General features: G+C 71.8%; 14 protein-coding genes. 5 read left to right on the top strand and 9 right to left on the bottom strand.

The genetic code is table 11. The features are described from left to right. Positions 1-150: 150 nt before the first annotated feature. The 4 genes from ACWEPL_RS33965 to ACWEPL_RS33950 form a co-directional block, all read right to left on the bottom strand. Positions 151-1,107, bottom strand: coding sequence for an alpha/beta hydrolase (locus tag ACWEPL_RS33965; protein WP_363970126.1), 957 nt, complete (start codon positions 1,105-1,107; stop codon positions 151-153). 101 nt (positions 1,108-1,208) lie between these two features. Beyond that, entirely contained in the window at positions 1,209-1,964 is a 756-nt protein-coding gene (locus tag ACWEPL_RS33960) for an ATP-binding cassette domain-containing protein (protein ID WP_363969651.1), read from the bottom strand. Then, complete coding sequence (locus ACWEPL_RS33955; protein WP_350731959.1) at positions 1,961-2,992, bottom strand: ABC transporter permease; 1,032 nt, start codon at positions 2,990-2,992, stop codon at positions 1,961-1,963. The genes ACWEPL_RS33960 and ACWEPL_RS33955 overlap by 4 nt, the downstream gene beginning before the upstream one ends. Then, the gene (locus ACWEPL_RS33950) at positions 2,989-3,972 is read right to left on the bottom strand and encodes a sugar ABC transporter substrate-binding protein (protein ID WP_363969654.1); all 984 of its coding nucleotides are present in this window, start codon (positions 3,970-3,972) and stop codon (positions 2,989-2,991) included. The genes ACWEPL_RS33955 and ACWEPL_RS33950 overlap by 4 nt, the downstream gene beginning before the upstream one ends. Before the next feature lie 118 nt (positions 3,973-4,090). On the opposite strand from ACWEPL_RS33950, the gene ACWEPL_RS33945 reads away from it, so the two are divergent. Further along, entirely contained in the window at positions 4,091-4,726 is a 636-nt protein-coding gene (locus ACWEPL_RS33945) for a TetR/AcrR family transcriptional regulator (RefSeq protein WP_452438605.1), read from the top strand. On the opposite strand, the gene ACWEPL_RS33940 is transcribed toward ACWEPL_RS33945, so the two are convergent. Both ACWEPL_RS33940 and ACWEPL_RS33935 read right to left on the bottom strand, forming a co-directional pair. Continuing rightward, positions 4,723-5,547, bottom strand: a complete 825-nt coding sequence (locus tag ACWEPL_RS33940) for an HpcH/HpaI aldolase/citrate lyase family protein (protein ID WP_452438604.1) — start codon at positions 5,545-5,547, stop codon at positions 4,723-4,725. The two genes, ACWEPL_RS33945 and ACWEPL_RS33940, sit on opposite strands and share 4 nt — an antisense overlap. After that, positions 5,544-6,731 carry a CaiB/BaiF CoA transferase family protein gene (locus tag ACWEPL_RS33935; RefSeq protein ID WP_363969660.1) on the bottom strand — a complete coding sequence of 396 codons (1,188 nt, stop codon included), beginning with the start codon at positions 6,729-6,731 and terminating at the stop codon, positions 5,544-5,546. The genes ACWEPL_RS33940 and ACWEPL_RS33935 overlap by 4 nt, the downstream gene beginning before the upstream one ends. Before the next feature lie 54 nt (positions 6,732-6,785). Between ACWEPL_RS33935 and ACWEPL_RS33930 the strand changes: the two genes are divergently transcribed. The 3 genes from ACWEPL_RS33930 (at position 6,786) to ACWEPL_RS33920 (ending at position 9,025) form a co-directional block, all read left to right on the top strand. Then, complete coding sequence (locus tag ACWEPL_RS33930) at positions 6,786-7,439, top strand: GntR family transcriptional regulator (protein ID WP_452438603.1); 654 nt, start codon at positions 6,786-6,788, stop codon at positions 7,437-7,439. Positions 7,440-7,563: 124 nt separating this feature from the next. After that, positions 7,564-8,289 (top strand): hypothetical protein, encoded by a 726-nt coding sequence (locus ACWEPL_RS33925; RefSeq protein WP_452438602.1) that lies wholly within the window; start codon positions 7,564-7,566, stop codon positions 8,287-8,289. Positions 8,290-8,320: 31 nt separating this feature from the next. After that, complete coding sequence (locus ACWEPL_RS33920) at positions 8,321-9,025, top strand: HAD family hydrolase (protein ID WP_452438601.1); 705 nt, start codon at positions 8,321-8,323, stop codon at positions 9,023-9,025. A gap of 5 nt (positions 9,026-9,030) precedes the next feature. Here ACWEPL_RS33920 and ACWEPL_RS33915 read toward each other — a convergent pair whose 3' ends face one another. Next, complete coding sequence (locus ACWEPL_RS33915) at positions 9,031-9,804, bottom strand: inositol monophosphatase family protein (protein WP_350731948.1); 774 nt, start codon at positions 9,802-9,804, stop codon at positions 9,031-9,033. Positions 9,805-9,908: 104 nt separating this feature from the next. Between ACWEPL_RS33915 and ACWEPL_RS33910 the strand changes: the two genes are divergently transcribed. Then, positions 9,909-10,649 carry a GntR family transcriptional regulator gene (locus tag ACWEPL_RS33910; protein WP_452438600.1) on the top strand — a complete coding sequence of 247 codons (741 nt, stop codon included), beginning with the start codon at positions 9,909-9,911 and terminating at the stop codon, positions 10,647-10,649. Here ACWEPL_RS33910 and ACWEPL_RS33905 read toward each other — a convergent pair. Both ACWEPL_RS33905 and ACWEPL_RS33900 read right to left on the bottom strand, forming a co-directional pair. After that, positions 10,593-11,240: a DedA family protein gene (locus ACWEPL_RS33905; protein WP_350731945.1), complete on the bottom strand. Its 648-nt coding sequence runs from the start codon at positions 11,238-11,240 to the stop codon at positions 10,593-10,595. The two genes, ACWEPL_RS33910 and ACWEPL_RS33905, sit on opposite strands and share 57 nt — an antisense overlap. A gap of 69 nt (positions 11,241-11,309) precedes the next feature. Continuing rightward, positions 11,310-12,299, bottom strand: coding sequence for an aldo/keto reductase (locus tag ACWEPL_RS33900; protein ID WP_363969672.1), 990 nt, complete (start codon positions 12,297-12,299; stop codon positions 11,310-11,312). Between the last annotated feature and the right edge of the window lie 5 nt (positions 12,300-12,304).

Here is a 12,304-nt window from a genome sequence, read left to right as displayed (position 1 = left end):
GGCGCTGAATATGGCCGCACCATAAGGCCGCCCTCGTCCGGCGGCCCTGTGCATGCCGCACTGGCGGGCCGCACGATCTGTGCGGCCCGCCCTGCGTCAGGGGCGGGCGGCGTAATAAGGGCCCCGGGGGAACCGCCGCGGGCGCGTAGATCAAGACTCGATCCACCGCCGCAGCATGGTCGTGGCCAGGGTCATGGCCGCCTTGCAGGCGTTCGTGTCGCGCAGCTTGTCGAGCATGACGAAGTCGTGCACGATGCCGGCCATCCGCACCGCCGTCACGTCGTTGCCCAGCTCGCGCAGCCGCGCCGCGTACAGCTCGCCCTCGTCGCGCAGCACGTCCGCCTCGCCCGTGATGATCAGCGCGGGCGGCAGGCCGCGCAGCTCCTCCGACCGGGCCCGCAGCGGCGAGGCGTGACTCTCGCCCCGCTGGGAGGACTCGGGGGTGTACTGGTCCCAGAACCACTTCATGCCGTCGCGGTTGAGGTAGTAGCCGGAGGCGAACTGCCGGTAGGACTCGGTGTCGAAGCTCGCGTCCGTGACCGGGTAGAACAGGCACTGCCCGCGCAGCTGCACGAAGTTGAGCTTCCTGGCCATCATGGCCAGCACGGTCGCCATGTTGCCGCCGACCGAGTCCCCGCACACCGCCATCCGCGCCGGGTCCAGGTCCTTCTCCTTGCCGTGCTCCGACACCCAGCGGGCCGCGACGTAGTTCTGCTGGATCTGCGTGGGGTACTTCGCCTCGGGAGCGCGGTCGTACTCCGGGAAGACGACGGCGGCGCCGCAGCGCACGGACAGCTCCCGCACCAGCCGGTCGTGGGTGTGGGCGGAGCCGAACACCCAGCCCGCGCCGTGGATGTAGAAGATGACCGGCATGGTCCCCGTGGCGCCCTTGGGCCTGACGATCCGGACCGGCACCAGGCCGGTCGGGCCGCCCTGGACCTGGATCCACTCCTCGTCGATCTCCGGCCTGGGCACGTTCGGGTCAGACTGGAGCCGCTCCAGCGCCTCGCGACCGTCCTCGGGCGGCAGCTCGTAGATGAACGGGCGCCGGGCGGTGGCGTCCGCGAACTCCTGCGCCGCCGGCTCCAGGACGACCCGCTTGATCATTGTGGTCACGATGACCCCCCGGTGAATGTCACGCCGAGGGATTTGTGCCTATTCGCATCTCCAGACCACCGCCCAAAATCGTCAAATTCCCCCCAAAATGGTCACTCCCGTTGCAGCTCGTGCGCCAGCTCCTCCAGCTCCGCCCCGCCCGCCATGAGCGCGGTCAGCTCCTGCGTGGTGATGTCGGCCTTGCCGTACTCGCCCACGCCGGCGCCCCGGTTGAGCAGCAGGAACCGGTCGCCGACCGGGTAGGCGTGGTGGGGGTTGTGGGTGATGAAGACCACGCCGAGCCCCCGGTCGCGGGCCCTGGCGATGTACCGCAGCACCACCCCGGCCTGCTTGACCCCCAGCGCGGAGGTGGGCTCGTCGAGGATGAGGACGCGGGCGCCGAAGTAGACGGCCCTGGCGATGGCCACCGACTGCCGCTCGCCGCCGGACAGCGTGCCGACCGGCTGGTCCACGTCGCGGATGTCGATGCCCATGGCCCGCAGCTCCTCGCGGGCGACCTTCCTGGCCTTGGCCACGTCGAAGGCCAGGCCCTTCTTCGGCTCCGAGCCGAGGAAGAAGTTCCGCCAGACCGACATGAGCGGGATCATCGCCAGGTCCTGGTAGACGGTCGCGATGCCGCGGTCGAGCGCGTCGCGGGGGCTGGCGAAGCGCACCTCCTGGCCGTCCACCAGCAACGAGCCGGCGTCGTGCTGGTGCACCCCGGCGAGGATCTTGATGAGCGTGGACTTGCCGGCGCCGTTGTCGCCGAGCACGCAGGTCACCTCGCCGGCCCGCACGCCCATCGACACCTCGCGCAGCGCCAGCACCGACCCGAACGTCTTGCCGATGCCCCGGGTCTCCAGAATCAATGCTTCACCTCCTCGGCGTACCGCCTGACCAGGCGGTTGGCCAGCGTCGCCAGCAGCAGCATCGCTCCCAGGAAGAACTTGAACCAGTCGGCGTTCCAGCCCAGGAACACGATGCCCTTGTCGGCCATGCCGAAGATGACCGCGCCGATGGCGGCCCCGATCGCGGAGCCGTACCCGCCGGTGAGCAGGCAGCCACCGATGACGGCGGCGATGATGTAGATGAACTCCTGCCCGATGCCGATGTTGGCCTGCACGGAGGTGTAGCGCAGCGCGAGGATCGTGCCGACCAGCCAGGCGGCGAACGCCGTCGTCATGAACAGGGCGATCTTCGTACGGGCGGCGGCCACGCCGACCGCGCGGGCGGCCTGCTCGTTGCCGCCCACCGCGAAGATCCAGTTTCCGGCCTTGGAACGCATGAGCACCCAGGTGGCCACGGCGGTCACCAGGATCCACCACAGGATCGCCACCCGGAACGAGGTCCCGCCGATCTGGATCGTCCCGGCGAGGATCGCGTTCGCGGCCTCGAAGCCGGGGGCCCGGCGCAGGCCGCTGACCTGCACCGTCCCGGTGATGGCCTTGGTGACGCCGAGGTTGAGGCCCTGCAGCATGAGGAACGTGCCCAGCGTGACGATGAAGCTGGGCAGCCTGGTCCTGGTGACGACCAGGCCGTTGGCCAGCCCGATGGCCAGCGCCACGACCAGCCCGACGAGCATCGCCGCCCACACGCTGAACCCGTAGCGGGTGGCCAGCGTGACCAGGATCAGCCCGCTCGTGCCGGTCAGCACGCCGGCCGACAGGTCGAACTCGCCGCCGATCATGAGCAGCGCGACCGCGACGGCCATGATGCCGAGCGTGGCGGCCGGGTCGAGCCAGTTCGCGATGCCGTCCAGGGACCGGAACACCGGCGACTGGGAGGCGAAGAACACGAACACCACCACCAGCCCGACCACCGCGCCCAGCTCGGGCCGGATCAGCAGCCGGCGGGCCAGACCGACGTCGGCGACCCGCTCGTCGGCCGCCAGGGTCATCGCGTGCCCGCCTCGGCCAGCTTGGCCACCTGCTCGGCGTTGTCCTTGGTCACGAAGCCCGGCCCGGTGTTGACGGGCAGGCCGCCGCCGACGGTGTTGAGGTTGTTCTTGTACAGGTTGAGGAACGTGATCGGCAGGTAGCCCTGCAGGTACTGCTGCTGGTCCACGGCGAACAGGATCTCCCCGTCCTTGATCGCGCTCACCACGTCGCCCGACAGGTCGAACGTGGCCAGCTTGGCCGGCGAGCCCGAGTCCTTGATGGCGTCCCTGGCGGCGATCGCGACGGCCGGGTTGAGCGCGAGCACGCCGTTGACCTGCTTGTCCGACTGGAGCTTGGCGGTGACCTTGGAGGTGACGTCGGCCAGGTTGCCCACGTCGACCTGCAGCCGCTCGACCGTGCCGCCCAGCGTCTGCTCGGCGCCCTTGCAGCGCTGGTCGAGGCCGACGTTGCCGGCCTCGTGGATGACGCACAGCAGCTTGGTGACGCCGGCGGCCTTGAGCTGCTCGCCCGCGCCGCGCCCGGCCACGTCCTCCGACTGCCCGACGTGCGTGATCGCGCCGAACGCCTTGGAGGAGTCGGCGCCCGAGTTGATGGTGACCACCGGGATCTTCGCCGCGACGGCCTTGCCGATGGCCTCCTTGAGCGCGTCGGGGTTGGCCATGGAGACCACGATGCCGTCCACCTTCTCGGAGACGGCCTGGTCGATGAGCTGCGACTGTTTGGCGGGGTCGCCGTCACCCTGGTAGGTGACCTTCACTCCGTACTGTTTGCCCGCGGCCTCGGCGCCGTTCTTGACCACGTCCCAGAAGGAGTCGCCGGCGCCTGCGTGGGTGATGACGGCGAAGCTGGCGCTCGCGGCGGCCGGGGCTGCGGCGGAGCTCGCGGCGGAAGCGCTCTGCGCGCTCTGCCCTCCCGAGGAGGAGCAGCCGCTCACGGCGAGCGCGCCCAGCAGGGCCAGCACGATCGGGGTACGTCTCATAGGACACCTCCAAGACCAACGGGCTCGCCCTGGTTCTACCTCAATATCATTTCTATGTATAGACATGCGGACTTGTTCACACTAGAACGGAATCGTACGTTCCGATATACTGGCGGGTATGACGAGCGCACCCATGAGCGGCCGCAAGGCGCAGGCCGCCCGCAACGACGAGTTGATCCTGCAGGCGGCCCGGGCGGTCTTCACCGCCGACCCCGGCGCCCCCATCGCGGCCGTGGCCGAGAAGGCGGGCGTCGGGATCAGCGCGCTCTACCGCCGTTACCCCAGCAAGGAGGCGCTGCTGCAGAAGCTGTGCGGCGACGGTCTCCAGCTCTACAGCGAGGTGACCGAGCGGTCGCTGGCCCAGGAAGGCGATCCGTGGGAGGCGTTCGCCGCGTACATGCGCGGCATCGTGGACGCCGACACCAACTCCCTGACGATCAAGCTGGCGGGCACGTTCACGCCGACCGAGGAGCTGGGCCGCGCCGCGTTCCGGGCCTCGTCCCTGGCCGTCGAGGCGCACCGCCGCGCGGTGGAGGCCGGCGTGCTGCGGCCGGACGTGACCACGGCGGACATCGCGCTGCTGTTCGAGCAGCTGGCCTCGATCAAGCTCGGCGACGAGGAGCGCACCGCGCAGTTGCGCCACCGCTACCTGGCGCTCGTGATGGACTCGCTGCGGATGCCGCCGGCGCACCGGGAGCTGCCGGGCCCTCCCCCCGTGGACGAGGAGCTGTCGACGCGCTGGTACCCGTCCTAACCCTCCTGGTCTGTCAGGCGGCTCGCCAGCGCCACGGTACGGCGGGCGCGGGCGACGATGGGGGCGTCCACGAAGCGGCCGTCGGGTAGCGCGACCGCGCCGAGGCCCGCGCGCTCGGCCTGCTCGGCCGCCTCGACGATCTCCGCGGCCCTGGCCGCCTCCTCCTCCGAGGGGCGGAACGCCCGCCTGATCACCGGGATCTGGCGGGGGTGGATGGCGGTCCTGCCGAACATGCCGAGCCCGCGGCCCGCCAGGCAGGAGGCCAGCAGGCCGGCCTCGTCCTTGACGTTCGGGTAGACGGCCATGGGCACCGGCGGCAGGCCGGCCGCCGCCGCGGCGAGCACCACCTGGAGCCGCAGGTGGTGCATGGCCCGCTCGTCGGTGATGGCCAGCTCGGCGGACAGGTCCTGCTCGCCGAGCGCCACGCCGGCGACCTTCGGGTGCGCCGCGATCTCGCGCGCCGCGACGATCCCGGCCGCCGACTCCAGCAGCGCGTACGCCGGAGCGCCGGTGACCGCGTCGAGCACGGCCACGGACTCGACCTTGGGCAGCCGCACGGCGTCGGCGAGCTCCCCGACGGCCTCGAGGTCGGCCAGCCCCCGCCCGGTGGCCAGGTCGTTGACCCGCACGTGCACCCGCGCCTCCCCCTCGGCGCCGCGGCGGGCGCGCAGGTAGGCGACGGCGTTGGCGCGGGCCTCGTCCTTGCGGGCGGGCACGACCGCGTCCTCGAGGTCGATGATGACGACGTCCGCCCCGGAGGCGACGGCCTTGTCGAAGCGCTCGGGCCGGTCGCCGGGCACGTACAGCCAGGTGACGATCACGCGATCACGCCCTCTTCGCGCAGGGCGGCGATCGCCTCGCCGGTGTAGTCGAGCTCCGCGAGCACCTCGTCGGTGTCGCGCCCGAGCCGCCGTCCCGGCCAGCGGATCTCTCCGGGCGTGTCCGACAGGCGGAACAGCACGTTCTGCAGGGTGACCTTGCCGAGCTCCTCGTCCGGCACCTCCACGAACGTCTCCAGCGCCGCGTACTGCGGGTCCTCGGCGATGTCGGAGACGTCGTAGATGGGCGCGATCGCGGCCTGCGCCTCCTCGAAGCGGGCGATGACCTCGTCGGCGTCCCGCTCGGCGATCCACGACGCGACGGCCTCGTCCAGCTCGTCCACGTGCTGCACGCGCCCGCTGCCGCTGGCGAACCACGGCTGCTCCACCAGGTCGGGCCGCCCCACCAGGGCGATCACCCGCTCGGCGACGGGCTGGGCGCTGGTGGAGATGGCCAGCCACCGCCCGTCACGGGTCCGGTACGTGTTGCGCGGCGCGTTGCTGCTGGACCGGTTGCCGGTGCGGCGCGGCACGACGCCCAGCGCCTTGTACGCGGTCATCTGCGGCCCCAGGATGCCCAGGATCGGCTCGATGATCGCCAGGTCGATGACCTGCCCCCGCCCGCTCTGCTCCCTGGCGCGCAGGGCCACCATGATCGCGTACGACATGGCCAGGCCCGCGATGCCGTCGGCGAGCGCCAGCGGCGGCAGCGTGGGCGGCCCGTCGGGCTGCCCGGTCATGGCCGCGAACCCGCTCATCGCCTCGGCCAGCGTCCCGAACCCCGGCTGCCTGGCCATCGGCCCGAACTGCCCGAACCCGGTCATCCGCGCCACGATCAGCCGCGGGTTGAGCTCGAGCAGGTCTTCGGGGGCGAGGTTCCAGCGTTCGAGGGTGCCGGGGCGGAAGTTCTCGATCAGCACGTCGGACCGCTCGGCCAGGCGGCGCAGGATCCCCTGGCCGTCGGGGTGCGACAGGTCCACGGCCGCCGTGCGCTTGTTGCGCGCGAGCGTCTTCCACCACAGGCCCACGCCGTCCACGGACGCGCCGTGCCCGCGCGACGGGTCGCCGCGCCGGGGGTGCTCGATCTTGATCACGTCGGCGCCGAAGTCGCCCAGCATCATCGCGGCGGAGGGACCGGCGAACAGGGTCGCCGCGTCGATGACCCGAAGGTCTGCGAGGCTCGTCATAGGTATGTAACTTATAAGAAATATGTCATAGGTCAATCTACGGAAAATGGTGACATGTCGCCTACTGAGCCGCGGCCGCCGATGAGCAAGGCCGAGTACGTCTACAGCGTGCTGCTCGACGAGATCCGCACCGCGCGGATCCCGGGCGGCACGGCGCTGCGGGCCGGGGAGGTGGCCCGCCGGCTGGGCGTGTCGGTCACCCCCGTGCGCGAGGCGCTGCGCAGGCTGGAGAAGGACCGGCTGATCAGCTACGAGGCGCATCACGGCGCGACCGTCGTGGACCTGGGCGACGATGCCCTGGCCGAGTACTACGGCCTGCGCGCGGTGGTCGAGGGCCTGGGCGCGCGCCTGGCGGCGGGCCGGATCACCCCGGAGGAACTGGCCGGGCTGCGCGAGCTGCACGCCTCGATGGCCGAGGACGCCGCGCACGGCAGGCACGACCGGCTCGGGGAGCAGAGCGTTCGATTCCACCTGCGCATCGTGGACATCGGCGGACCGGCCTTCCTCGGCGCGCACGCCAGATCGGTGCGCAACAGCGTCCCGGTGCCCGCCGACGCGTCGCTGTGGCTGGACGAGGCCCAGGTGCGGGCCCAGCTCGACGCGCACGAGGGCATCCTGGCCGCGCTGGAGTCCGGCGACGCCGAGGCCGCGGAACGCATCATGATCGACCACGTGCGCCGGGCCGGGGACTACCGGCAACAGCACTGACCGAATACGTACGTCACGGCCGCCGATGACAAAAATCAGCGTTCGGCTCTGCTCTATTGCAACTCGATTACACCTGTTGCACGATGGCCACTCAGGTGGTCTGGCACCCGAGGGGGCAGGGACTGTGGCGGACGCGTGGACACTGCATCCCGACTACCGGACCCCTCCGGCCCCCGCAGCCGCAGGCATCGTCCCAGGCCCCTGGCGGCACCCCGACGGCGGCCAGATCATGAACGGCACCTACGAACGGCCCCTTCCCGACCGGCAGGTCGAGGTCGTCACCATCTGGTACGGCTACGCGCTCAGCCACTGGAGCGGGCCGCGCATGCCGCGGTTCAGCAGCCCGCTGGTCTCGGCCTGGAACCCGGTGCTGGCCCAGGGGCTGGCCGTCGACCCGGGCTCCCCCTCGCCGTACCACGACGAGCTGTGGTGCGACCGGTGGATCGCCGACGCCCTGCTGTACGGGCGCAAGCCGTACGGGGCGTTCACGCTGCCCGCGGCCGAGGCGCTGCGCTGGTTCGCCAAGAGCGGCGGCACCGGCCTCGTCTACCACGCCGAGCCGGTCGGCGGGCTGATCAGGGTCGTGGCGGGCACGGCCGAGCGCTACGCGCAGCTGTTCGACCTGGACGCGCTGATCGCCGACTACCGCGGCGCGCTGCCGCCCGACCTGGCCGAGCCGGAGGTGGCGGCGCTGGAGGCGCACGGCGGCCACTCCCCCGCGCTGCGCTACATCCTCAGCGAGAACGGCGAAGCCCGCTTCGCCCGGGCGCCGCTGTCGGTCCGCGGCCTCACCCTCGGATACCCTCCACGGGAGACGGCCGCCCGCATCGCCGCCGCGGCCCTCTCGTGACCGCACCCACCACCGGAGCCGGAGCCACGCCGTGACCGCCAGACCCATGCCGGGCGTGAAAGGTGTCCTGTTCGACCTGGACGGCACCCTGCTCGACCACCGCAGCGCCGCCGACGCCGCGATCACGGCATGGATGACGGCGCGCTTCCCCGGCCACCCGCGCCTGGACGAGGCGGCCGCGCTCTGGGAGGTCCTGGAGGTGCGGTATCTGACGATGTGGCACGCGGGCGAGTGCACCCATCAGGAGCAGCGGCACCGCCGCCTGACCTCGCTCTGCCGGGAGCTGGCCGTGCCGGTGCCCGGCGACCTCGACGCGGCCTACGCCGACTTCGGCGATCGCTACCGGCAGGGCTGGAGCGCCTACCCGGACGCGGCGGGGGCGGTGGCGGAGCTGGGCGGGTTCGCGCTCGGGGTCCTGACGAACGGGGCGCAGCAGATGCAGGAGGCGAAGGTCCGCGCGATCGGGCTGGCCGACCTGATCGGGCCGGTGCTGACGGGCGAGGTGCTGGGCGGCCACTTCAAGCCGTCACCCGCCTCCTACACCGGCGCCGCCGCGGCGCTCGGGCTGGCGCCGGAGCAGGTGCTGCTGGTGGGCGACGACGTCGACAAGGACGTGACGGGGCCGGCGGCGACCGGGATGCGCTCGGTCTGGCTCGACCGGCTCGGGGTCGAGCCGCCACCCGCCGGCTTCCCGCGCATCACCTCACTGACCGAGCTCCCCCGGCTGCTTCGCTAGCGGCGTCACCGGGGCGCCAGCTCGGCCAGCACCGAGCCGTCCAGGTCGAAGCCGCCCACATGCGCCAGGTAGGACCCCTGTGCCAGCGGGTCGCCGAGGTAGACGCCGCCCGCCTGGCGCACCAGCAGCGCCCCCGCGGCCACGTCCCAGGGGTGGGCGCGGGTGCCGTAGGCGGCGTCCGACCAGCCAGCGGCGACGTGCGCGAGCTTGAGCGCGGCGCTGCCCGGCTTGCGCACGGCCGAGAAGGACTCCAGGAACCGGCCGTAGCGGCGCAGCGCCTCCTCTCCGTCCGCCTCCAGGTCCGCGGGCGTCGGATAGCTCGACAGCAGCATCGCCTCCCGGTCTCTCGTGGCTCCGGCGCTCCTCAACGGCGTGCCGTTGCACCAGGCCCCCTCGGTGGAGGCGCCGAACTCGTCCTCGCGTACGGGGTCGTACACGACGCCGGCGACCAGCTCGCCGCGCGCGGCGACGGCGATCGACACGCAGAAGAACGGCAGCCCGGCGGCGAAGTTGGCGGTGCCGTCGATGGGGTCGATGTACCAGACGAGGTCGCCGGAGCCGGTCGTGCCGCCCTCCTCGCCGACGATCACGCTCTCCGGCACGCGGGCGGCGATGACCGCGCGGATCGTCTCCTCGGCGGCGCGGTCGTGCTCGGTCACCGGGTCGTGGAAGTCGCGTTTGGTGGACACCTCGGGCCGGGACCTGAAGGCCTTGCGCAGCCGGGGCCCGACGGCTCTGGCCGCCTCGGTGGCGATGTCCAGCAGGTACGTCACGTCCATCTTCACTCCCAAAGCAGGGGAAAAGGGCATCATGACCCTCTATGCCCATTTCGCCCGGCCCGGTTGTTTGTCAGGACATTCTGACCTGCGTTAAGCTGATCAGCATGACCGCGAATCTCGCCATCGACCTGGACCGATCCAGTCCCGTGCCGCTCTACTTCCAGGTGGCCGAGCAGATCGCCGAGGCCATCCGGCGAGGGGACCTGGCGCCCGGCTCCCGGCTGGACAACGAGATCCTGCTGGCCGACAAGCTGGGCCTGTCGCGGCCCACGATCCGCCAGGCCATCCAGTATCTCGTGGACAAGGGCCTGCTGGTGCGCAAGCGCGGCGTCGGCACCCAGGTCGTCCACGGGCAGGTCAAGCGCTCGGTGGAGCTGACAAGCCTCTACGACGACCTGCGCAGGGCGGGCCAGGAGCCGGCCACGCAGGTGCTGGCGCTGGAGCCGCGCGCGGTCGAGGAGGAGGTCGCCCAGATCCTGGGCGTGGAGGCGGGCGCGGAGATCCTCTATCTCGAGCGCCTGAGGTTCGCGGCCGGGGAGCCCCTGGCGGTGCTGCACAACTGGCTGCCGCTCGGCCTGGCCCAGCTCACCGCCGCCGACCTGGAGAGCCGCGGCCTGTACGAGCTGCTGCGCGCCGCGGGCGTGCGGATGCGGGTCGCCAACCAGCGGATCGGCGCGCGGGCCGCCACCCAGGCCGAGGCCAGGCTCCTGGACGAGCGCCGCGGCGCGCCGCTGCTGACCATGATCCGCACCACGTACGACGACCAGGGCCGGGCCGTCGAGCACGGCTCACACGTCTACCGGGCCTCGCACTACTCCCTCGAGGTCACTCTCATCGAGCGCTGAGGCGGCCCGCCGCTTCAGGTAGAGCGTGGTGCAGATCCCGAACACCACGGCCACCACGAGCCCCACCCACGAAAAGCCCTTCAGCCACTTCTCGGCGACGAGCCCGAGATAGAAGATCACCGTGGTGGTGCCGCCCGCCCACACGATCCCGCCGAGCACGTTGGCGACGGCGAACTTCCAGTACGGCATGCGCAGCGCCCCCGCCAGCGGCCCGGCCAGGATGCGCAGCAGCGCGATGAACCGCCCGACGAAGACCGCCCACACCCCGAAGCGCTGGAAATACCCCTCGGCCTTGGCGATGTGCCGGGGCCCGAAGTGCTTCGGGAAGCGCCGCCCGAGCCGCTCGAACAGGGGCGCGCCGCCCCTGCGCCCGATCGCGTAGCCCGCGGAATCCCCCAGGATGGCCCCGGCGCTCGCGCACGCACCGACCCAGAAGGGGTGCACCACGCCCTTGGAGGCCAGGATCGAGGCGCTGACCAGGACGATCTCGCCGGGCAGCGGGATGCCGAGGCTCTCGAACCCGATCACCAGCGCGACCATGGCGTAAAGCCAGCCGGCCGGGATCGCCTGCAACCATTCGTCGATATGCACGCGCGCAACCCTAGCGCCGTCACATCACCACAAGACCCGCGATCGAGACCTTCCTTCCGCACCGGACGGTCAGCGTTCGCTGTCCAGCATGGACATCTGCGCCTCGGCGTACCGCGAGCCGGCGGCGGCGCCCTCGGGGACGGCCGCCTCGACGGCCGCCAGATCCTCGGCGGTCAGGCTCACGTCCAGGGCGCCCAGGGCCTCGGCCAGCCGCTCGCGCCGCCGCGCCCCGACGAGCGGGACGATCTCCTGGCCCTGGGCCAGCACCCAGGCGATGGCCAGCTGCGCGACCGTGGCCCCCTTGGCCTCGGCGAGGCTCCGCAGCGCCTCCACCAGCGTGAGGTTGTGCGCCAGGTTGTCGCCGGAGAAGCGCGGGCTGGCCGCGCGGAAGTCGCCGGCGACCACCTCGCGGTCCTTGGACCAGTGGCCGCTGAGCAGCCCCCTGGACAGCACCCCGTACGCGGTCACGCCGACGCCCAGCTCGCGGCAGGCCGGCAGGATGTCCCGCTCGATGCCCCTGGACAGCAGCGAGTATTCGAGCTGCACGTCGGCGATCGGGTGGACGGCGTGGGCCCGCCGGATGGTCTCGGCCCCGGCCTCCGACAGCCCGACGTGCCGCACGCGCCCCTTGGCGACCTCCTCGGCGATGGCGCCGACGGTCTCCTCGATCGGCACGGCCGGGTCGACCCGCGCGATCCGGTAGACGTCCACGTGGTCGGTGCCGAGCCGGCGCAGGGTGTAGGCGAGCGAGCTCTTGACGGCCGCGGGCCGGCCGTCGAAGCCGAGCCAGTTGCCCTCGTAGTCGCGCTGCGCCCCGAACTTCACGCTGATCCGCACGTCGTCGCGCGAGCGGCCGTCGAGCGCCTGGCGGATGAGGAGCTCGTTGTGGCCCATGCCGTAGAAGTCGCCGGTGTCGAGCAGCGTGATGCCGGCGTCGAGGGCGGCGTGGATGGTGGCGATGGACTCGGACGTGTCGGCCGGCCCGTAGAAGTCGGACATTCCCATGCAGCCCAGCCCGAGGTCGGACACGACAGGTCCGCCGGTTCCCAGAGTTCTCATACGGC

It is taken from the genome of Nonomuraea sp. NPDC004186, from assembly GCF_053603495.1.
This window is presented reverse-complemented; position numbering and strand designations above follow the sequence as displayed.